Here is a 20,532-nt window from a genome sequence, read left to right on the forward strand (position 1 = left end):
CTTTGCTTCCGCTGAATTTTGATGTGGGAGTCTTACTGCCCTTAAATGTGGGATAAAAAGTAAAAGGTGTTTTCTTATACGGAAACATCTTTTTTGTAGTTGAAATTGAATACTGAAGTTTTGTAATGGATGAATACCGGTTCCATATTCACTAATCGCATATGTATTCTGTGCAATTTGCTTAACGGTAAACCAAGAGTCTTGAAGAATATCCATGTTCTATTTTACATCCTATAAAATGAATTTGTATAAACATATTCGCTTTTCGTTGTATTAAACCCTTTCGGTAGATGTTTTTATAAAAGTTTGTAAAATGGGTAAACGAAATGTTGAAATGTTTGTTTGTGTTATGATAAGATGGTGAAGTGATAATAAACGTTATAGTGATTTGTTTGGTTTTTGAATAAACATTTTGAAGGAGTGTTTAGTATGAGTGGTATTTCAGAGAAGTTTTGGGATGCGTCAATAGAGGAATTAAAGAAAGGGTATGTGTTTGATGGAGAAAAAGAGGAGTACATTTGCTTAGCTTGTGGTGAAACATTTATTAAAGGTGTTATTTATCAAGATAATCAAGTTTTGTATGAAGCAGAGAAGTTCGTCCGATTGCATATTCAAAATGAGCATACGTCTATGTTTGATTATTTGTTAAATATGGATAAGAAATTTACTGGTTTAACGGATTTACAAAAGAAAATGGTTCAGTTTTTCCATATGGGACTGAATGATAAAGAAATTGTAAAAGAGTTGGATGGCGGAAGTACATCAACAATTCGTAATCATCGATTTACACTGCGAGAGAAAATGAAGCAAGCAAAAGTATTTTTAGCTCTAATGGAATTATCAGAAGAAAAATCAAAAGTACAAACGAAATTTGTACCAATTCATAGAACAGCAACGATGGTGGATGATCGATACAATATTACGGAAGAAGAAAATGATGAAGTATTAAAAGCTCATTTTACAGAAGGATTAGATGGACCTCTTTCTAAATTTCCGAAAAAACAAAAGCGTAAATTAATTATATTACGTCATTTAGTAAAGAAGTTTGATAGTAATAAAAAGTATACTGAAAAAGAAGTAAATACAGTGATAGAAAATGTATACCCTGATTTCGTAACTTTAAGAAGATATTTAATCGAGTATGGATTTTTAGATCGAACAGCCGATGGAAGTCAATATTGGGTGAAGTTATAATCATACGAAAAGAAAGTGAATAGAAGCACAGTATTATAACAACTATACAAAGAGATAGATATTGAAAATTGATTTTTAATAAAAGGAGAAATGAAATTTGAAACCACCTGCAGATAACAATAAAGAAGGTGCGGAGTCACATAAGTTGGAAAGTGAGAGTAAACCGATTTGGAAATCGATGTCGATGTTTTTAGTACCATTATTATTAAGTAATGTACTACAATCAGTTGGACAATTATTTGGTATGGTAGTAGTAGGAAGATGGCTTGGAGTTAATGATTTAGCGGCTATATCAGCATTCTTCCCATTATTTTTCTTGCTCGTTTCATTTGTAATTGGTATCGGTTCAGGAAGCTCTATTTTAATTGGTCAGGCGTTTGGTGCTAAAAACGAAGATCGTTTAAAAGCTATCGTTGGTACGACGCTGACATTTACCTTTATTATTGGAGTTGTGTTGGCGATAATAGGCAGTATTTTTGCGATGGATATTATGCGTCTAATGGGAACGCCAGAAAATATTATTGAAATAAGTGTACATTATGCACGAATTTTATTTATATCGATGCCAGTATTATTTTTATATTTCGCATACACAACATTTATGAGAGGTACAGGAGATTCTAAAACGCCATTTTACTTTTTAATTGTAAGTACAGCGCTAAATATGATCTTATTACCAATTCTTATTTTTGGATGGTTAGGAGCTCCGAAATTAGATGTGTATGGAGCAGCCTATGCCTCTGTTATATCTACAGTTATTACGTTTATTGTCATGCTTTTGTATTTAAAGAAGAAAAATCACCCATTACAACTAGATAGCACGGTTAGAAAATACCTTCGAATGGATGGGGAGTTATTAAAGCTATTGCTAAGGCTCGGTATTCCAGCGAGTATTAATATGATATTAGTTTCATTATCTGAAATTGCTGTAATCGCGTTTGTAAATCGTTACGGTTCGGATGCAACAGCTGCTTACGGAGTTGTGAATCAAGTTGCAAGTTATGTACAAATGCCAGCAGTTAGCCTTGGTATTACAGTTTCTATTTTTGCAGCACAATCAATTGGGGCGAATCAATTTGATCGATTGCAGAAAGTTGTGAAGGTCGGAATTATTATGAACTACGTCATCGGTGGTGTGTTAATAGCTCTTATTTACTTATTCTCAAGAGACATTTTATCACTATTTTTAACGAGTCAAACAACAATTGAAATTGCTCATAGCTTAGTTATGATTACGTTATGGAGTTATTTAATTTTCGGTCATGCACAAATTATTAGTGCGACAATGCGAGCGAGTGGTACAGTACTTTGGCCAACTGTTATTGGAGTTGTTTCAATTTGGCTTGTGGAAGTACCCGTAGCATATTATCTTTCTTACCATACAAGTCTTGGAATAGAAGGGATCTGGATCGGGTATCCAGCAGCATTTATTGTCAGCTTAATACTACAGTATGCATATTATAAGCTTTCATGGCAAAAGAAACGAATTACACGATTAGTTAGTTAAATAGAAAAAATGTCTCTAAGTTATTTGACTTAGGGACATTTTTTTGTAGGTGCAGGTTTACAAATAGCTTTTTAAAGTTATATCAAAATGTTGTCTAATGAGTGTTTTATCACTCATATAAAACTCCCACGCTTTTTCTGGTTCACCGATAATCTCAAAGGATTCCTCTGTAATATATAAAGCGCAATTATCCTCCAGTGCAATTCCTTCTATATTCCCTTGATGATTTTGTAAAAAGGAATGGAAGGCGTTCATTCTATTTAATTGATTATAATGTGGACAAAATCTTTTATTAACAATCCCCCATCCGTTACTCTCTATATAACCAGAACCTTCATAATCTGATCGGATACTAGACGTGAACCAACACATAGCACCAGCGCTATAACCAGCAATAAGTGTTCCTTGTTGCAGAGCCAATAATAATTTTTCATCGAGTCTATGTTCTTTCCATTGCGTAAACATGTGAATATAATTCCCGCCACCTAGATAAATTAAATCGGCTGAATGAATCATCTCGTCTATTTCATACTTAGAAGGTGAATCTGTTGTAGTACGTAAAATTTGTACTTCACAATGTAATTGTTTTTCAAACGTGTCTAAAAATAATTTTATATAGCTTTCATCATCATGACTTGCCGTTGGAATAAACAATACTTTTGGATACTGTTTATTTGTTAATTCTATAAGGCGTTCATTAATAGGCAAGTGATTTGAATCTTGTAAATCACCGCCACCAATGACAGCTAATTTCATAGTAAAGCACCACCTAATCATTTTTGTTATATAAAAATTCGATAGAAGAGAGTTACATTCCTTCTGTAATGTAATCAATAATTAGAAAATGTAGCTTAAGTATATCGGAATAGTAAAGAAAACACTGATTATATATATCAGTGAATTAGAAACCATTCATTGATATATAATATTTCATACTAATGTTTCAAAAAATGGAAAAAATATGTTTAAATAGATATAATGAAGTATTAATTCATATTGAATTTATATTTATATTTTAAAAGGAAATCGGAAATAATAGCGATTTTCCAAAACAGTTTTTACTTTTAATAGGAAGTTGTATTACAATATGGTAAAATTATTTCAATATATTTATTTAATATGAAATACAAAGAAGGAGCGTGAAAAAAGTGGATTTTCGATTTGAATTTACAACGAAGCTGAAAGAATACTTAGACGATGAGAAGGATGAAAAAATAATAAAAGATGGGCACAGAGATGTAATTTTTCACTATTTATATGCGTTAGAGACTGAAATTGGCGTTGTTAAAAATCCTAATTTTACTTTTTTTGCATCAGGAAGACGTTCACATATAGTGTTAGAAAATGTTGAATTTAAAACAGAAGTAAATGTAAAAAGTAATATAATTGAAATTACAAAAATAGTGGATAATGTAGCTATTCCGTTAGATACTATCGTAGCGAAAGATCGGGAATTATTTGCACTTGGGCGTAATGAGAAGTTTAGTGTACAAATATTAGAGCAGTATCTTTTTGATACATTTGGAGATAAGTTAGGCTTATAATTAATGGAATGGCGTACGTATTTATAAGTAGTGAATTTTAGTGTATCTCATTCGTGTTTGACCTTTTATTTAATTTGTACTACAATTCGTAGTGTGAAAGGAGTCATACTATGTTTACTCAAAACTATAAATTAAATGAGCACGGGTTAAATCATTTCTTTGGACCGCTTGAAGCGAAAATTATGGAGATTGTTTGGTCTAACAAAGGTATTACGATTAAAGAAGTGCAGCAGAAATTAAGTGAAGAATCGCCTGTGAATTTTAACACTGTTATGACAGTTATGAACAGGTTAGTAGAGAAGTTACACTTAGAAAAACAGATTGTAAAAAGAAGTGGCATATATCGTGCTGTACAAACAAAAGAAGAATTCTTATCCAAGCAAACGAAGAAAATGACACAGGAATTGATGGGGGAATTTGGAGATTTAGTTGTAAATCATATGTTAGATGAGTTAGAGCAGGCTGATCCGACTTTAATAAAAAAGTTAGAAGACAAATTGAGTCAGTTAAAAAAAGAGGATTAATGAAATGAAATGGCAAATGCGTAAAATCGTATTGTTAGCAGTAATTGTTAGTACCCTCTTTTTCAGTATGTTAGTGTATTACGTTACATATCCATTTCTGTTTCAAAATAAGATGTTCTTTCTTTCAAATTTTTGCTTGTTCCAGTTAGAAAAACATATGAAAGAATTATCGCTGATTCGTATTATAATCGCTGGATTATTATTACTTACTATATTAATCGTGTGCAAAAGAATTTGGCGACAATTTTTCTATAGTAAAAAATTACAAAAAGTACTTATCCCTTTCATCCGAAAAGGAAAACAAATATATATATTGCCGACTACGGAAGTTGTGGCATTTACAATTGGATTATTCCGTCCGAAAGTTGTCATGTCGGAAGGTTTGCTTCAGACGTTTTCAGATGAAGAAATTGATGCAATTATTTTCCATGAAGAATATCATCAAAAGAATTGGGATCCGCTAAAATTATTTTGTTTTACGTTATTAGCAGAAGGAATGATGTACATCCCGATATTAAAAGGGTTGTTACAGCGATATCATACGTATCAGGAGCTAGCTGCTGATAAATATGCGATGCAAAAAATGGAATCTTCATTTGAGTTAGGTAGCGCGTTATTAAAATTAATTAAAATAAAGACAATGGAAAATCGATGTGTTACCGCTTCATTTGCAAAAACAGCAATAAATTTACGAATCGAGCAAGTGTTAAATGAAAAGGTTGTTAAGCTTACTATTCCGTTACATACGAATTCGGTATATGTAACAGTAGGTTTATTCTGTATGTCGGTTGTACTTATTGTCGGAGAGTGCATATAGCCTCTTTTTTTTAAGAATAAACACTACTTATTGTAGTGTTTTAGGGGGAATAAAATGAATGCAGCAGATTTAACAATTTGGCTTGTGGCTGGGGCGGGAGTATTGTCATTTATATCACCGTGCTCTTTACCGTTATATCCATCTTATTTATCTTATATTACAGGTGTGTCTATCCAAGATTTAAAAGAAAATCGTGGGATTATGCAAAAATCAGCGATTATACATACCATATTTTTTATGATCGGATTTTCGGTTATATTTTACGCGTTAGGTTTATCGGTAAGCTGGATTGGAATAACATTTTCATCTAACCAAAAATTGATTCAACAAATTGGTGGGGTTTTTATTGTTTTAATGGGGCTATTTATGACGGGCTTGTTTCAGCCTAAGTGGCTTATGGCAGAGAAAAAGGTGCAGTATAGAAGTAAATCGACTGGATATATTCGCTCGATTTTAGTCGGTATGACATATGCAGCGGGTTGGACGCCATGTGTTGGACCGATATTTTCAGCTGTACTCATGCTTGGCGCGACGAATCCTGAAGGGGCACTTCTTTATATTACAGCGTATACTCTTGGGTTTGCGGTTCCATTTTTCGTGATGGCATTCTTTATTGGGAAGGTAAAATGGATTGTTACATATGCGAATGTCATGATGAAAATTGGCGGTGGAATGATGATTGTAACAGGTATTTTATTGTATACAAATCAAATGACGAAAATTACAGCATTCTTTATTCGTCTATTCGGTGGATTTACAGGCTTTTAAAAATGAGGAGGAAGAAAAGTGAAGAAACTAATTGCTATTATACTAGTAGGTGCTCTCGTTTGGGCGGGGGTTAACTTTTATAATTCAAAGAAAGAAGAAAAGGAAAGAAAAGCAAAGCAAGCAGAGTTACAAGAGAAAGAAGTATTACCACAAGTAGGTTTTAAAGCACCTGGCATCACATTAAAAGGATTAGACGGAAAGTTGCAGTCGTTAAATGATGCCAAGGGAAAACCGTATATTATTAATTTTTGGGCATCATGGTGTGGGCCGTGTGAAATGGAGGCACCTGACTTAGTTCATATGTATGATAAATATAAAAAGGATGTTGAAATTTTTGCGGTGAATGCAACTGTTAGTGACCCAGTACAAGAAGCAAGCGCATTTGCTAATCGCTATGGGTTTGAGTTTCCTGTTCTACTAGATATGGACGGAGTAGCTGGACTAGATTATAAAGTATTCTCTTTACCGACGACATTTTTTGTTAATAAAGATGGAATCATAGTAGATTATGTACGAGGTGTATTACCACCAGATCAATTAGAAAAGAAATTTAAGAAATTGATTGAGAATTAAAAGGAGATTTCGTGACGATGGAGTGGATCGTGAGGTTACAACCCATATCTCTTATAATTGGAAGTCTATTTGGATTTATGTTGATGAAACGAAAGATGAGGCATCAAAATGTATCATATGAAAAAATGATGGATGCCGTAACAAATGCTTTTCTTATCATCGTATTTGTATGGAAGTTTGCGCCAGTAATTTTAAATCCTGTATGGGCTTTTGGGGCGCCAGTGCAAGCAATATTAGCTGTTGGGAGTATGCAACATATTGTAGTAGGATGCGTAATTGCGAGTGTATACATTGTTTGGAAAAGTAAAAAGGAGCAATTTTCGCTTCGTATTTTACTTGATGTATTGCCTTTTAGTCTGTGTGTGAGTATTATCTTTTATTTTCTATTACATCATGAAGTAGGCGCACAAACGACACTACCATGGGGAATAAAAATATATGAATCTAAACTTTTATATCACCCTATTTTCGTATATGAGATCATCCTTGCTCTTTGTATAATGGGCTTTTTATGGATGAAAAATGAAAGGCTTGGAAATGGAAAGAATATAAGTGTTTTTCTAATTATTGAGGGGTTTGCTCAAATCATTATTTCGCTTGTTAGTGAACAAAATTCGGTTCTGTTTGGTCTATCAGCACAGCAAATAATGAGCTTTTGTATTATTAGTTTAGGGATTTTGTTAGTGTCGAAAAAATAAAAAATAGCCATGTACAGAGAGTATCTGTGTATGGCTATCTTTTATAAGCATATTTCTTCATCATATGCTAAATCATTATATTCTAGAAATCTAAAAACCCCTTTATTAGGGGTTTTTAGGTTTCTATAGGTCTGCATGTGTTTCTTGTTTATCTGTATCCCATTTTGGAAGTTGTTTTGCTTGTTGACTTTCAGTAAAATTATTAAATCCAAAAGCAAGTATGCATGTAAAGGTTAAAATAGCTAAACTAATCTTTTTCATTATCTTAGTGCCTCCTTAGTTAATAATTTTTGTTTTGCTTCGTAAGTTTTGAAAAAATATTTTTGAGATTTCTCTATTTTATTCACTTTATGAAATTCTACTGCTAATAATTCGTAATATTCTTGTGCATAATCGTATAATTCTTTACTGTTAAAATATGTAGTGCCTGCAATGATTGCGTTTTCTAAGTCGTCTAGAATACCAGTGTGTTGTGTTTTTAAGATAGTGAAATGGTGTTTATATTCTTGATTATTTAATTCATTACAAATTTCTAAGCCTTTTTGAACCCAATGGTTTGCAAGTTCTTTTTCATTTAAAATAAAATGTTCTTTGGCTTGTAGAAAATTGGCTTTTAGGTGTTTAGGTAATTTGTTTGTAACTATTGTAAGATGTCTAATAGCAAGGGTTGATAGATTTTGAGAAGAGTAGAGCCAACCTAAGTTATTTCGAACTTTTAAGATTAGTGTATCGTCTTTCAGCTTTTGTAAAATATTGATTGCTGAATTATAGTTCTCTTCGGCTTGTTCGAATTGTTTTAAATAAACAGAACATGAGCCTAAAATGTTTTCGCATAGAGCTATTTTAATTTCATAACGTGGATATTTTGAGAAAATCTCTTTAGCTTGATTTGCATAATTGATTGCTGTAAGTGGTTTGTTTGTATGGTGATTAAATATAGCAAATTTATATTTATATTCAGCTTCTTCTAGTTCGCCTGGTACATGTTTTAAAAGGGATTCAGCTTTTTCGTATTCTTTTTTTGCTTCATCATAATTTCCAATAATGGTAGCATGTTCAGCTTTAAAAAAGTGATAATAATAAGTAATAAAGTCTTCAGTTATTGGATTGTCTAAACGAACAATTTGACTAAAAGTATCATACTTAATGTTTGTCCAATCGGTTAGGACCTTATATTTAAAGTTTAGTAGGGAGTAGTAAAGCGATAGATTTTAATCAGCTTCAATTTTATTAATCTGTTTCTCTATTTTTTCTTTTAATTGTTTCGCTTCAATTAATTGCTCCGCTACCATTACTTGATATAAAATGTTTAATTCGTTGACAATCTGTTCATGCCCTTTTAATAACACACTCATTATATATTCCCCCATCCGATAAAAGTATCCTAATTTAATTATTTCTATAATAACAAAATAGAAGAAGTATAAGAGTGATTTTACCATATTTTTCAACAAAATTCTGAAAAATCAATTAATTTTTACGTATTTCTTATTTTTATGTGAATATTACAAGTGCCTCTGGTAGTGGTGGGATGAATCTGACTCATGATACGTTAGCATCAATGGGAGGGATAGTTTCAGTTGTAAATATGTTTTTAGGAGGATTGTTCGGATTGGGTCCAACTGTTAAGTTTTTAACAAAAATTTCACTTTCTTATTTAATAAAAACAGGATAATCCGCATTTTATAAGAACCATCCTGTTTTTATTTATACATTAAAAAATCGGCGGAGTAACAGAAAATAAAACTATCGCGTTTTTTTCAAAATGATTCACCCATTTATGCTTTAAATAAGCAGGTATCTTTACACTGTCACCAGTTTCTAATACGTATTCTTCCTCGTTTAAATATAATGTGATTTTCCCATCTAAGACAAATGCTAATTCTTCTCCTTTATGTTCTAGCACATTTTCTGATGAAGCTGTATTAGGCGGGACGGTCATAATTGCTGTTGCTAAATTTCCAGTGAAATCAGGTGAAAGCATTTCATATGATAAATTATCGATAATCATTTTCTTTCGTTTATGGGAACGTACAATTAAATCGTCTGTATTTGTATCTTCAAGTAAAAAGCTAAATGTTGGCACATCAAGAGCTTTAGCAAGCACTTTTAATGTTTGAATAGAAGGGTTAGCCGACCCACGCTCAATTTGACTTAACATAGATGGTGTAATATCGGCCATCTTTGCTAGTTCTTTACTAGTTAAACCTTTTTCTTTTCTTTGTTTTTCAATTTTTTTACCAATATCTATATTTTCCATAATGAAAATCTCCTCAAGGGTTATTAAATTATATTTAAATAAATTAAATTAAAATTAACTAAAGTGAACGATTTGTGTTAAACTATATTAAAATTAATTTAATTATAATTTATTATATGGTGAGCTACAAGGATATAAGGAGGAAACAAAATGAAAGAAATAGGGGCATTACAAGCAGAATACCCATTAGTGAATAAACTTATTGCAACAAAAGAAGTATTTTGGATAAACCCACACATAGAAAAGTATGAAAGGGCAATAAAAGATTCACCACTTAATGAAGAGAATGTAAAAGATGCGGAAGAGAGATTAAAGCGTTTTGCGCCATATATTGCGAAAGTTTTTCCTGAAACGAAAGGGACTAACGGCATAATCGAATCACCTTTAGTAAAAATACCTTCTATGAAAGAAGCTTTAGAGACAAATTACAAGCAACCTATTTTAGGAGAATTATTATTAAAATGTGATAGTCATCTCCCGATATCAGGATCAATTAAAGCTAGAGGTGGCATTTATGAAGTGTTGAAACATGCTGAGCAACTAGCATTGCAGCACGGAATGTTAACAGAAGAAGATGATTATTCCATTTTAGATAGTGATACATGTAGAGAGTTTTTCTCGAAGTATTCAATTGCGGTAGGTTCTACAGGGAATTTAGGACTTAGCATAGGAATTATGAGTGCGAATCTAGGTTTTAATGTAACTGTTCATATGTCAGCAGACGCAAAAGAATGGAAGAAAAGTTTATTAAGAAGTAAAGGTGTAAACGTTATTGAATATGAAGATGATTATAGCAAAGCAGTAGAAGAAGGAAGACGACAGGCAGATGCGGATCCTAGCTGTTATTTTGTAGACGATGAAAACTCACATGATCTATTTTTAGGATACTCAGTAGCAGCATCACGATTACAAAAGCAATTAGAAGAGTTAGAGGTTGTAGTAGATGAAGATCACCCTTTATTTGTTTACCTTCCGTGCGGAGTAGGAGGAGGACCTGGCGGAGTAGCATTCGGTTTAAAGTTATTGTATAAAGACAACGTTCATTGTTTCTTTGCAGAGCCAACACACTCACCATGTATGTTACTCGGCTTAATGACAGGCCTTCATGACAAAATTGCCGTTCAAGATATCGGAATTGATAATGTAACAGATGCGGATGGACTTGCGGTAGGAAGACCGTCTGGATTTGTCGGGAAAACGATGGAACCATTTTTAAGTGGAAATTATACAGTAAACGATGAAGAGTTATATAGATTGTTAAAAGAACTAGCTGATACGGAGAATATTTATTTAGAGCCTTCTGCACTAGCAGGTATGATAGGGCCAGTGAAAGTGTGTAAAGAAGATGAGTATTTACAAAAGCAACAGTTAACAGAGAAAGTGAAAAAAGGTACTCATATTGTGTGGGGAACGGGTGGAAGCATGGTTCCTAAAGATGTAATGAATGAATATTATAGGAAAGGTTTGGAATTAACGATATAAGAAAAATGAGGCTAGTTGTAGCCTCATTTTTTCATGTACATAAAAATCTTTGTTATTTTCACAATAGTTCTTTATAGTATATATAAAGGATAACTAATATTGAATAAATATAACAAAAAAGCTTTATTTTACATAATAAGAGGATGTGTATACGATGTCATTACAGACTAAATATATAGCGGGTATTTCGCTTGGGGTTATGGGTGTCGGCTTTGCGGCTTCTATCCCTTTTCAAGGAACGGTAGCTGGAGAGATTATACAAGGTGGATTTGAAGCTGGATTGGTTGGGGGACTTGCGGATTGGTTTGCGGTTACTGCTTTATTCCGTCATCCGATGGGAATACCAATTCCGCATACAGCTTTGTTACCTAAAAACCGTAAACGGGTAACGAAAGGGCTCATTCATACGTTAGAAAATGAATGGCTAACGAAAGAAAGTATTACGAATAAAGTAAAAGAGATGCAGTTAGCACAAATGGTACTGCAAATTGCTGAGAGAGAAATGCAGTCTGATGCTGTGAAAAAGGGGATTGTAACGATTGCAGAGAAAGCAATTGTTACAATAGATACAGAAAAGTTAGCTGTTATTATTGAAAAAGAATTAAAAACATATTTACATACAATCAATACAAGTAATATTTTACAAGTGCTTGTTGATCAATTAGTTGTGCAAGAATATGATGAAAAGACACTTGATTACATATTAGTGAAGGTAAAAGATTGGACAGCGCAAGATGAAGCTCGTTACCAGCTCGGTAGCTTAGGTATGAAGGCGATGGAAAATATAAAAGTAGATGGATTCTTGCAGTTTACTTTGAAATCATTTATGAATATTGTAGATGAAGATAAAATTGGCGGTATTTTGCAGAAGTTTATCATTAGTAATATTAACAGCTTACAAGAGGCTGATAATAGCACAAGACAACTTATATTAGCGAAGATTCGTCAAGAAATTATCAATGTAAAAGAAAATGAAGCTTTATTACAGGAATTAGAAAATTGGAAAGAAAAGTGGATTGCGAATTGGAATGCTACTGACAAAATAAAAGAGATGCTAGAGCAAGTACAACAAAGAGCAGTTGCTTTTGTAAATAATGAAGAATTTGCTAATCAATATGTTATTCCATTTTTACAAAAACAAATGAATAAAATAAAAGAAGATGAACAGACAGTTCAAAAAATAGAAGATTGGTTACAAAAACAAGTTGTGAATCTTATTGAGAAGAACCATTCGAAAATTGGTAAGCTTGTACAAGAAAACCTTGATAAGTTAGACGATAAAACGTTAATCGAAATGATTGAAAATAATGTCGGTAAAGATTTGCAGTGGATCCGAGTGAACGGGGCGGTTTGTGGATTTATGATTGGATTAGTGTTAGAAGGAATTAAAGCGATTATATAAGAAAAACCTTCCGCAATTGCGGAAGGTTTTTCTTATTTTTCAATAACGCTCATATTTAAATTATAAGTTTTCTCAATATTTAACTTGTGCGTGCCATTTCCAGTTTTAATTGAATTTTTATACCAATGTTCTTGGTTGTTTAATTCTGGATGTTCTTCTGAAGAAGTATTTTCTTTTTTTGTTAAATCTTCTACTTGTTCCCAAGGTGTGCTTCCGTGTGTTTCTTTTTGATTCGTTACTGCTGTTAAAGAAACATCACTCTCTTTTGCAAGATGGACAGACACTCTTGAGCTTTCTTGTACAAACCAATTATTTTGTAATTGACCTGGATAAAGAGATAGTTCGTTATTTGAAGCACGGATTTCCACATTTTTATTTTGTGGAAGAACAAGCGTTGGTTTCACTTGTGGTGCTGAACTAAATAACGTATGTTGAACAGGTAATGATTTTAAATTGATATACATCGTTTCTCCAGCCGTTTGAACTGAAAGGAAATCATCTTGTTTTAAATTGAGTTTTTCATTTGCTTTCGTCGTCATTTCATAAGTTCCCAAAAGGTGAATTTGATTTGTATTATTTCCCTCTATCGTTAGAGGCTGATGCCCTGCATCTACTACAATTTTTTTGATAGATTCAGGTATATCAAATTGTCCGTCTGGAATATTACTCGTTTGTCTCGTTGTGTTAATAGAATGACGAAATTCTTCTAGTAATCCAGTTGATAATATACAGTAAAAAGCAATTCCGACGCTTCCTAAAACGCCGATAAAGAAAATGCTGAAAATATCATATTTAATAAATGATTGTTCCTTCTTAGAAAATAGAAGGTATAGTAAAACTTCAGCTCCAAGTATGATAAGTAAAACTGGCCACCATGCAGTTAGTGTATCTAATACTTGAATTCCTTTTACGACTGAAAATAGTAAAAAGCATCCTAACGATATAATAGAAAGCCCCATTGAGAATGTTCCAACACGCCAAGTCCTCATTCGCTTGTCCCACCTTTGTTTTCTTTATTTCCAAGTAACAATTTAAAGCCGCCGCCAATTAAAAGGAGCGCAACGATAGATGTTTGGAAATAGCGATAATATAGTTCACTAAGATGAATATTAAATATAGTTACAAAATAATCATTCAAAATAGGAAGGACTGTTTGATCTAATAAATAATAAACACCGAGTGTAATTAATCCGATACCAATCCATCTTTGATGATTTATAAAATAATCGATAATGGGTTCGTCTTGTACTCGTTCTTTTCCGTATTTTGCTGTTTGCTGTAAAGCATCAAAAAAGCTATAGAACCAAATGATTGGCACTAAAAATAAAAACGCAGAAAGTCTTAATAAGTCGAGTAAATAAATAGATAGTAAAAAGGCTGCCATAAGCTGAAGACCACGGCGTTGTAAGCCTAAATACATATGACCTGCTCCGGGGAACATCGCTAAAATAGAAGCAAATGTTTTATTTTTCTTTCCTTGCTCGCGGTGCTCTTCAAACTCTTCGAAAATAGTACGATCATCTAATTGCTCGCCACGTTCTTTTTTCTGGAGTTGCTGAACAACGTCAAAGAAATTGTAAATCCATAAAACAGGTAATGTAATAAGGAAGATAAGAAAACTTTCTTGCGATGTTAAAAGTGCAACGAAAATGATCATACTTCCGATTCCTGTGCAAGCTACTAAAAATGTAAGTCCGCGTTGCATAAGTCCTAATTGAAAATGGCCAAGTCCAGGGATGATGGATAAGAGAATGATATAAAATCGTTCGCTCTCTTTAGAGGATTCTATGAATTCTCCGGCAGCTTGTTTTTTCGATTGATTAATAATAGTGATAACTAAATCTAATAAATTGATTGCCCATAACACGACTAGTAAAAATAGAGAAAGAAAAGCAATATCACGGGCTCCTAATGCTATTGTACAAAATGCTGCAAAGATAAATAGAAATACAGCCCCTCCGCTATATAAAATAAACCGTCCAAATTTCTTTAAATATAAATGTCCAAGCCCAGGAATTAGCCCTAATACAAGTGCTAAAAAGGGATTTTTATTCATGCTTTGAACCTCCGTCCTTTTTCGATGTGTCTACCGATTTGTTTACAATTTGTTGTGAGATAGAAGACTCGTTATGTTTTGAAGATTTCTCTAAATTTGATGTCGCTGTAAAAATATACTGAAATAAACCACTTACCATAAAAATAATTGTAGCCGCAGTCGCAATTATGTAGTGAATGATCGTGCGCTTTAGTGAGGTTGTTTTTATATTTTCATTAGACTGTAGTGTTTCAAAATTAATTTGCGTCATAACTTCGTTCGTAAATGAATCATCATTTATCATTGGAAGGTTTTCATGTTGTTCATCAATACTTTCCATATAAAGTGCTAAACAATGATCACATTCATAAAGATGTTCTTCCATAGATTCACGTTCATTGCTTTCTATAAAATCTAATGTATAATTGCGCCAATCTTCTTTTGAATAATGCATCATAGAAACTCTTCCTCCTTCCAATGTTTTTTAATCCATTTTCTTGCCCGATACAGTTTCATTTCGACTGTTTTTACTTCAATGTTTTCCTGTAAAGCAATTTCTTGATAGCTTTTTTCTTGTAAGTAATGTGCGAGAACGACGTCACGGTAATTTTCAGGAAGTTCTCTCAGTTTTTGAGCAATGAGTAATTTCTGCTCTTTCGTCAATAATAAAGCCTCAATATTATGAGAGGACTGTATATTTTCCTCATTTTCTTTACATAAGGAGAGTTCTTCACTTTCTCGAGCTTTCTTCCTCTTATAATCAATAGCGTGATTGGTGGCAATACGTGCCATCCACGTTTTTAATCCGCGAAATTGATAATTTGGGAGAGAGGCGTGAATTTTTACGAATACTTCTTGTGTAACATCTTTCGCATCTTCTTCATGTCTTACAATAGAAAAGATAACTTGAAAAATATAATGACGATATGTTTGCACGAGGATACGAAAAGCATGTTCGCTTCCTTGTTGTGCTTTTTCAATTAATTGTTTTTCCTCAATGGGTCTCTCCCTCCTTTTTGACGCATTCTATTATATAGACGTAAAGAATGATAAGTCACCCTACACATTTTGTAAAAAAAGAATAATATATTTTTTGCAGAAGAGCTAGATGAAAAAAGTGTGAAAAAATGGTAAGCAGAAGTATATAATGAGCAAGTAGGAAATGTTATACGGAGAAAGGATGTGAATGTTAGTAGGAGGAAGGTCCATACTAACAAACATGAAAATTAAAATATTAATAGCAGACGATAATTCTTTTATTAGAGAAGGCATGAAAATTATTTTAAATACATATGAAGAGTTCGAAGTGGTAGATACAGTAAATGATGGAGAAGAAGCTGTAGCATATTGTAAAAAGCATGAAGTTGATATTGCTCTTTTGGATGTTCGTATGCCAAATATGAACGGTGTAGAGGCGACGAAGTTTATTTGTGAAGAGACGAAAACAAAACCGCTTATTTTAACGACGTTTGATGATGATGAATATATTTTGGATGCAGTAAAAAACGGAGCGAAAGGGTATTTATTAAAAAATAACGATCCGGAGCGTATTCGTGATGCAATAAAAGGGGTATATAATGGCCAAACTGTTATGCAAGATGTAGTTCTCGATAAAATTAAGTCCAATTTAATGGAAAGTAAAGAGGAAGAATGTAAAATAGATAAAAGTCTTTTTACTGAAAGAGAGCTTAGTATTATCGCATTAATTGCAAAAGGTTTCTCAAATAAAGAAATTTCGAAACAGCTTTTTATATCTGAAGGAACAATCGCAAATTATATTACATCAGTTTTAGGGAAAACGGGACTTGAACATCGCACACAAATTGCGATTTACTACTTAACAGGGAAAGTAGATTAATGATATGGAATTTTGGTTAACTGTAAGTAAATTAATTGTCTTTATATATATTGTGTTCAGTTACATACATTCAAATGTTACGAACTTACCATGGGTTATATTTGCTTTGCTTTTATATCTTTCTGTAAACGTGCTAATCTCTATATTAAAAAAAGATACGTACAAAAAAATATTGATTTGTATTTCAATTAGTGTAGTTATGTTATTAACATGGAGGGTTCATCCGTTTTTTATTTTGTTTTTACCTTTGAATTTATACGAAATTACATTCCATTACATAGACAAGAATTGGTCACGCTTTGTTATTATGATGCTTCCAATTACAATTACAGATGAAAGCATTCGAATGACTTATGGATTAATTGTTGCATTTTCTTTTCTCGTTTTAACTATGGCAGATCGATATATATCACGTGTAGTAAAGCTTGAATCGCAAAATGATAAGATGCGAAAAGATATGCAACGACTTACGAAAAGCTTACATGAAAATAAAGAGTACATAAGACAATCAGAATACACATTTAAGCTAGAAGAGAGAAATCGGTTATCACAAGAAATTCATGATAAAATTGGTCACTCGATGACAGGTGCATTAATTCAAATGGAAGCTGCAAAGAGATTAATGGGGATAGATAAAGAAAAATCTGCGGAGTTATTACAAAATGCAATTCATATTTCAAAAGATGGAATTGAAAGTATTCGCATTACATTAAAAAATATGAAGCCACCAACTGAGCAAATTGGCATTCACCGTATGAAATTATTCATAGAGGAGTTTGCTAGTAAGCATGATGTAAACATTCCTTTCGTATATAAGGGAAACTTAGATATGATTTCTCCCATTCAGTGGAAAATTATTGGTGAAAATGTTACCGAGGCACTAACAAATGCGATGAAATATGCTGATGCGACAGTTATTTCTATAGATATTCATGTACTTAATAAGATGGTTAAGGTGCAAGTGAAGGATAACGGAAAAGGCGCAGCTCTTGTTAAGAAAGGTCTCGGTATTATGGGGATGGAGGAGCGAACAGCGTCTGTAAATGGGAAAATTATTGTAGATGGAACAAGTGGTTTTTCAGTGACGATGTTGTTGCCGATATAAGAGAATGGGACGAAGATGAACCATCTCATATGAAAAAAGTGAATAATCTCATGTGAAAAGAATGAACTTCTGCACTGAGCAGGTTCATTTTTTTTGTTTATACTAAAAGCAGAGAAACCGAAATAGGGGTGAAATGATGAATACATTAGAAATTAAAAATTTAACGAAAAAATTTGGTGATTTCATCGCGGTAGATAATATGTCTTTATCTATTAAAGAAGGAGAGATATTTGGCTTTTTAGGATCAAATGGTGCTGGTAAAAGTACAACGATAAATATGATTGCTGGGTTGTTAAGAAGTAATGAAGGTGAAATTAGCATATTAGGAAAAAATATAAAAAAACATAATCGATTTGCGAAGATGAATATCGGTATCGTTCCGCAAGATATTGCGATTTATGAAGAGTTAACTGCCTATGAAAATGTGAAATTCTTTGCTGGATTGTACGGTTTAAGAGGAGCAGAGCTAAAAGCAAGAGTAGAGGAAGCGCTTCAGTTTGTGGGGCTTAGTGATAAACATAAAAGTTATCCGAAAAACTTTTCTGGCGGGATGAAACGAAGATTGAATATCGCTTGTGCGATCGCTCATAGACCGAAGTTAATTATTATGGATGAGCCGACAGTGGGAATTGATCCACAGTCAAGAAACTATATTCTCCAGTCTGTTCGAAAATTAAATGAAATGGGAAGTACCATTATTTACACGAGCCACTACATGGAAGAAGTAGAAGAGATTTGTACGAAAATAGCAATTGTAGATCACGGTAAAGTAATTGCAGAAGGTACGAAAGAACAGTTGAAAGCGATTATTACTGATACGAAAGATATTTGGGTTGAAGTGAAGTCAGTAGAAAATTTAGATGTAAAAAAGTTAAAAGAGATAAACGGTGTGAAAGCTGTTCAAATTGAAGAGAACGTAATTAAAGTAAACTCGGATGCAGGAGTAAACAATTTAAATAAAATTATTCAGCACTTCATTAATCATGATATTGAAATTCGTTCGGTAGAGGAGCAGGCCCCGAACTTAGAAACAGTATTCCTTACGTTGACTGGAAGAAACTTACGAGATAAATAAAAGGTAAATGAAGAAAAGGTAAAGGGAGGTTCATCAATTGAACATCTTCAATATTGCAGTTATGCATATTAAAAGAGATTTCAGAGACGTAAGAACTTTAGTTTTTATGTTAGCATTTCCGGTTGTACTTATGCTTGTGTTAGGAACAGCGTTAACGAATGCATTTGATAGCGATAGTCAAGCGATTAAAGATATACAAGTGCTCTACAAAGATGAAGCGAGTAGCACATTTTCTCAATCGTTCGAAGCATTTACGAAAGAAGTCGATAAATCGGGTATTCATTTTAAAAAAGCTTCCGAAGGTATAGATGGGAAAGAAGAAGTGAAGCAAAATAAATATGCTGCTTATGTAGAGTTAAATAAAGATGGTGCAAAATTTTATGGAAGTGACAAAAGTAGTGTTGAGGGAAGTATTGTGGAAGGCATGCTTACAACATTTGTTGATAAGTACAATGTAGCGGCCGAAGTTGCAAAAGTAGATCCTAGTAAGGTGAGCACAGTTTTTTCAAGCGGAAATCATAATGATTATATAAAAGAAACATCTTTACAAGCTGCGAAAAAACCAGGTTCTATGGATTACTACGCGGTTGTAATGACAACGATGATTGCACTATATGCTGCGATGGGAGCGAGTTCTTTAATTCGAGGAGAACGAATACGTAAAACAGGAGATCGTCTCATTGCTGCACCTATAAGTAAGGCTGAAATATTCATTGGAAAAGTACTTGGTAGCCTAGTAGCAAATGCTCTGTGCATATTACTCGTCATGTTATTTAGTAAATTTGTTTTTCAAGCGAATTGGGGCGACCATCTTGGAATCATATTTCTTATTTTATTAACACAAATTTTTCTAGCAATTAGCTTCGGTTTAGGAATTGGATATATTACAAAAACACCGGAATCATCTAGAGCAATTATTATGGTTATTGTGCAATTATCCTCTATTTTTGGTGGTGCATATTTCGTAATAGAAGAAAATTTCGTTACGAATTTATCACCATTAACGTGGGCAAACACAGCTGTTATGAAAATTATTTATGCAAATGATGTAGGAGCAGCACTACCGGTAATATGTTTAAACCTTGGCATTTCAGCACTCTTTTTATTAATTGCAATTATTGCATTACGTAGACGGGAGGGGCTATAGTATGAAAGATATTTTATGGCTCATACAAAAAACGTTATCTGTACTTTTGAAAAATAAAAAAGGGTTATTCATTATTATTAGTTTGCCGATAATTGGAACACTAATCTCCTTCTCGATGTATGGGAATATGGGGCAAGGGACGTTAAATATCGGGGTTATTAATAAAGAAAATCAATCTATAGCAAATGATACGGTGAAATTTTTAGAAGGATTAAATCATGTAAAGGTAAGTAAAATTAAAGAATCTGAAGTAGAAGATAAACTCACTTCCAAAAAACTTGATGGAGTTATTACATTAGATTCTGGTTTTTCAAAAAGTGTTCGAGAAGGGAAACCAAATCATATTGAAATTTCATCGATTAAAGGTGATCAAGTAACAGGATTTATAAAATCATATTTATACAATTATATTGCTAATGTAGCAGCTATTAGTAAAGTAGCAGGAACAGATCAAAGTGCATTTGATACTATGTCCGCAGGATATCAAAAAGGTTCATTTAAAATGAAAACTGAGACGCTAGACGATACTTCGAAAAATAAAGA

General features: G+C 32.9%; 24 protein-coding genes and 1 pseudogene. 16 read left to right on the forward strand and 9 right to left on the reverse strand.

From position 1 onward, the window contains the following. The coding region (locus DN403_RS31540) for a hypothetical protein (RefSeq protein WP_149185402.1) at nucleotides 1-216 on the reverse strand (216 nt) is incomplete at its 3' end. Between the two features lie 213 nt (nucleotides 217-429). Between DN403_RS31540 and DN403_RS09145 the strand changes: the two genes are divergently transcribed. Continuing rightward, complete coding sequence (locus DN403_RS09145) at nucleotides 430-1,194, forward strand: DUF2087 domain-containing protein (RefSeq protein ID WP_000014491.1); 765 nt, start codon at nucleotides 430-432, stop codon at nucleotides 1,192-1,194. Between the two features lie 97 nt (nucleotides 1,195-1,291). Then, complete coding sequence (locus tag DN403_RS09150; protein ID WP_000804121.1) at nucleotides 1,292-2,701, forward strand: MATE family efflux transporter; 1,410 nt, start codon at nucleotides 1,292-1,294, stop codon at nucleotides 2,699-2,701. 57 nt (nucleotides 2,702-2,758) lie between these two features. Here DN403_RS09150 and DN403_RS09155 read toward each other — a convergent pair whose 3' ends face one another. Next, a complete protein-coding gene (locus tag DN403_RS09155; RefSeq protein WP_000762125.1) occupies nucleotides 2,759-3,457 on the reverse strand; it encodes a peptidase E in 699 nt (232 codons plus the stop codon). 392 nt (nucleotides 3,458-3,849) lie between these two features. On the opposite strand from DN403_RS09155, the gene DN403_RS09160 reads away from it, so the two are divergent. The 6 genes from DN403_RS09160 to DN403_RS09185 all read left to right on the forward strand — a co-directional run bounded on the left by DN403_RS09160 (nucleotide 3,850) and on the right by DN403_RS09185 (nucleotide 7,625). Further along, nucleotides 3,850-4,245 (forward strand): DUF3942 family protein, encoded by a 396-nt coding sequence (locus tag DN403_RS09160; RefSeq protein ID WP_000347524.1) that lies wholly within the window; start codon nucleotides 3,850-3,852, stop codon nucleotides 4,243-4,245. Between the two features lie 110 nt (nucleotides 4,246-4,355). Next, nucleotides 4,356-4,769: a BlaI/MecI/CopY family transcriptional regulator gene (locus DN403_RS09165; protein ID WP_000495050.1), complete on the forward strand. Its 414-nt coding sequence runs from the start codon at nucleotides 4,356-4,358 to the stop codon at nucleotides 4,767-4,769. 4 nt (nucleotides 4,770-4,773) lie between these two features. Then, entirely contained in the window at nucleotides 4,774-5,586 is an 813-nt protein-coding gene (locus DN403_RS09170; RefSeq protein WP_016077887.1) for a M56 family metallopeptidase, read from the forward strand. 54 nt (nucleotides 5,587-5,640) lie between these two features. Continuing rightward, entirely contained in the window at nucleotides 5,641-6,354 is a 714-nt protein-coding gene (gene ccdA / locus DN403_RS09175) for a cytochrome c-type biogenesis protein CcdA (protein ID WP_149185403.1), read from the forward strand. Nucleotides 6,355-6,372: 18 nt separating this feature from the next. After that, on the forward strand, nucleotides 6,373-6,927 hold the full coding sequence (locus DN403_RS09180; RefSeq protein WP_149185404.1) for a TlpA family protein disulfide reductase: 555 nt from the start codon (nucleotides 6,373-6,375) through the stop codon (nucleotides 6,925-6,927). 17 nt (nucleotides 6,928-6,944) lie between these two features. Beyond that, a complete protein-coding gene (locus DN403_RS09185; RefSeq protein ID WP_000454851.1) occupies nucleotides 6,945-7,625 on the forward strand; it encodes a prolipoprotein diacylglyceryl transferase family protein in 681 nt (226 codons plus the stop codon). Between the two features lie 123 nt (nucleotides 7,626-7,748). Here DN403_RS09185 and DN403_RS31075 read toward each other — a convergent pair whose 3' ends face one another. After that, nucleotides 7,749-7,886: a hypothetical protein gene (locus tag DN403_RS31075; protein ID WP_000724012.1), complete on the reverse strand. Its 138-nt coding sequence runs from the start codon at nucleotides 7,884-7,886 to the stop codon at nucleotides 7,749-7,751. Further along, a pseudogene (locus DN403_RS32170) lies at nucleotides 7,886-8,980 on the reverse strand (response regulator aspartate phosphatase). Before DN403_RS32170 ends, DN403_RS31075 begins: the two are co-directional and overlap by 1 nt. Nucleotides 8,981-9,123: 143 nt before the next feature. On the opposite strand from DN403_RS32170, the gene DN403_RS09195 reads away from it, so the two are divergent. Beyond that, the gene (locus DN403_RS09195) at nucleotides 9,124-9,300 is read left to right on the forward strand and encodes a hypothetical protein (RefSeq protein WP_003309331.1); all 177 of its coding nucleotides are present in this window, start codon (nucleotides 9,124-9,126) and stop codon (nucleotides 9,298-9,300) included. A gap of 39 nt (nucleotides 9,301-9,339) precedes the next feature. Here DN403_RS09195 and DN403_RS09200 read toward each other — a convergent pair whose 3' ends face one another. Continuing rightward, nucleotides 9,340-9,885, reverse strand: coding sequence for a helix-turn-helix domain-containing protein (locus DN403_RS09200; RefSeq protein WP_000427637.1), 546 nt, complete (start codon nucleotides 9,883-9,885; stop codon nucleotides 9,340-9,342). A gap of 150 nt (nucleotides 9,886-10,035) precedes the next feature. Between DN403_RS09200 and DN403_RS09205 the strand changes: the two genes are divergently transcribed. Both DN403_RS09205 and DN403_RS09210 read left to right on the forward strand, forming a co-directional pair. Beyond that, entirely contained in the window at nucleotides 10,036-11,367 is a 1,332-nt protein-coding gene (locus DN403_RS09205) for a D-serine ammonia-lyase (protein WP_000658546.1), read from the forward strand. A gap of 154 nt (nucleotides 11,368-11,521) precedes the next feature. Continuing rightward, complete coding sequence (locus tag DN403_RS09210; protein WP_000058309.1) at nucleotides 11,522-12,769, forward strand: DUF445 domain-containing protein; 1,248 nt, start codon at nucleotides 11,522-11,524, stop codon at nucleotides 12,767-12,769. Between the two features lie 32 nt (nucleotides 12,770-12,801). Here the strand turns inward: DN403_RS09210 and exsE are convergent, their stop codons facing one another. Genes exsE through DN403_RS09230 form a run of 4 tightly spaced genes read right to left on the reverse strand, consistent with a single transcriptional unit; the run spans nucleotide 12,802 to nucleotide 15,740 of the window. Further along, nucleotides 12,802-13,758 (reverse strand): exosporium protein ExsE, encoded by a 957-nt coding sequence (gene exsE, locus DN403_RS09215; protein ID WP_149185405.1) that lies wholly within the window; start codon nucleotides 13,756-13,758, stop codon nucleotides 12,802-12,804. Beyond that, entirely contained in the window at nucleotides 13,755-14,825 is a 1,071-nt protein-coding gene (locus DN403_RS09220; protein WP_001039098.1) for a hypothetical protein, read from the reverse strand. The genes exsE and DN403_RS09220 overlap by 4 nt, the downstream gene beginning before the upstream one ends. Next, a complete protein-coding gene (locus DN403_RS09225; protein WP_000972351.1) occupies nucleotides 14,818-15,261 on the reverse strand; it encodes a hypothetical protein in 444 nt (147 codons plus the stop codon). The genes DN403_RS09220 and DN403_RS09225 overlap by 8 nt, the downstream gene beginning before the upstream one ends. Further along, the gene (locus DN403_RS09230; protein WP_001195483.1) at nucleotides 15,258-15,740 is read right to left on the reverse strand and encodes an RNA polymerase sigma factor; all 483 of its coding nucleotides are present in this window, start codon (nucleotides 15,738-15,740) and stop codon (nucleotides 15,258-15,260) included. Before DN403_RS09230 ends, DN403_RS09225 begins: the two co-directional genes overlap by 4 nt. 283 nt (nucleotides 15,741-16,023) lie before the next feature. On the opposite strand from DN403_RS09230, the gene DN403_RS09240 reads away from it, so the two are divergent. The 5 genes from DN403_RS09240 to DN403_RS09260 all read left to right on the forward strand — a co-directional run. Then, the gene (locus DN403_RS09240) at nucleotides 16,024-16,662 is read left to right on the forward strand and encodes a response regulator transcription factor (protein WP_000694093.1); all 639 of its coding nucleotides are present in this window, start codon (nucleotides 16,024-16,026) and stop codon (nucleotides 16,660-16,662) included. Nucleotides 16,663-16,666: 4 nt separating this feature from the next. Continuing rightward, nucleotides 16,667-17,767, forward strand: coding sequence for a sensor histidine kinase (locus DN403_RS09245; protein ID WP_000397660.1), 1,101 nt, complete (start codon nucleotides 16,667-16,669; stop codon nucleotides 17,765-17,767). Between the two features lie 136 nt (nucleotides 17,768-17,903). Beyond that, nucleotides 17,904-18,842, forward strand: coding sequence for an ABC transporter ATP-binding protein (locus DN403_RS09250; protein WP_001093814.1), 939 nt, complete (start codon nucleotides 17,904-17,906; stop codon nucleotides 18,840-18,842). Nucleotides 18,843-18,879: 37 nt separating this feature from the next. Beyond that, entirely contained in the window at nucleotides 18,880-19,989 is a 1,110-nt protein-coding gene (locus DN403_RS09255; RefSeq protein WP_001020189.1) for an ABC transporter permease, read from the forward strand. Nucleotide 19,990: 1 nt separating this feature from the next. Continuing rightward, a partial coding sequence (locus DN403_RS09260; protein WP_149185406.1) for an ABC transporter permease occupies nucleotides 19,991-20,532 on the forward strand: 542 nt, incomplete at its 3' end.

The sequence above is a fragment of the Bacillus sp. AY2-1 genome, assembly GCF_008368965.1.
Taxonomy (GTDB): domain Bacteria; phylum Bacillota; class Bacilli; order Bacillales; family Bacillaceae_G; genus Bacillus_A; species Bacillus_A thuringiensis_S.

What these genes read in the sequence shown, in the direction of transcription:
- DN403_RS09250 (WP_001093814.1), top strand. Translation starts at nt 17,904, where the DNA reads ATGAATACATTAGAAATTAAAAATTTAACGAAAAAATTTGGTGATTTC.
- exsE (WP_149185405.1), bottom strand. Translation starts at nt 13,758, where the DNA reads ATGAGGACTTGGCGTGTTGGAACATTCTCAATGGGGCTTTCTATTATA.
- DN403_RS09155 (WP_000762125.1), bottom strand. Translation starts at nt 3,457, where the DNA reads ATGAAATTAGCTGTCATTGGTGGCGGTGATTTACAAGATTCAAATCAC.
- ccdA (WP_149185403.1), top strand. Translation starts at nt 5,641, where the DNA reads ATGAATGCAGCAGATTTAACAATTTGGCTTGTGGCTGGGGCGGGAGTA.
- DN403_RS09245 (WP_000397660.1), top strand. Translation starts at nt 16,667, where the DNA reads ATGGAATTTTGGTTAACTGTAAGTAAATTAATTGTCTTTATATATATT.
- DN403_RS09205 (WP_000658546.1), top strand. Translation starts at nt 10,036, where the DNA reads ATGAAAGAAATAGGGGCATTACAAGCAGAATACCCATTAGTGAATAAA.
- DN403_RS09225 (WP_000972351.1), bottom strand. Translation starts at nt 15,261, where the DNA reads ATGATGCATTATTCAAAAGAAGATTGGCGCAATTATACATTAGATTTT.
- DN403_RS09170 (WP_016077887.1), top strand. Translation starts at nt 4,774, where the DNA reads ATGAAATGGCAAATGCGTAAAATCGTATTGTTAGCAGTAATTGTTAGT.
- DN403_RS09165 (WP_000495050.1), top strand. Translation starts at nt 4,356, where the DNA reads ATGTTTACTCAAAACTATAAATTAAATGAGCACGGGTTAAATCATTTC.
- DN403_RS09200 (WP_000427637.1), bottom strand. Translation starts at nt 9,885, where the DNA reads ATGGAAAATATAGATATTGGTAAAAAAATTGAAAAACAAAGAAAAGAA.
- DN403_RS09145 (WP_000014491.1), top strand. Translation starts at nt 430, where the DNA reads ATGAGTGGTATTTCAGAGAAGTTTTGGGATGCGTCAATAGAGGAATTA.
- DN403_RS09220 (WP_001039098.1), bottom strand. Translation starts at nt 14,825, where the DNA reads ATGAATAAAAATCCCTTTTTAGCACTTGTATTAGGGCTAATTCCTGGG.
- DN403_RS09210 (WP_000058309.1), top strand. Translation starts at nt 11,522, where the DNA reads ATGTCATTACAGACTAAATATATAGCGGGTATTTCGCTTGGGGTTATG.
- DN403_RS31075 (WP_000724012.1), bottom strand. Translation starts at nt 7,886, where the DNA reads ATGAAAAAGATTAGTTTAGCTATTTTAACCTTTACATGCATACTTGCT.
- DN403_RS09185 (WP_000454851.1), top strand. Translation starts at nt 6,945, where the DNA reads ATGGAGTGGATCGTGAGGTTACAACCCATATCTCTTATAATTGGAAGT.
- DN403_RS09240 (WP_000694093.1), top strand. Translation starts at nt 16,024, where the DNA reads ATGAAAATTAAAATATTAATAGCAGACGATAATTCTTTTATTAGAGAA.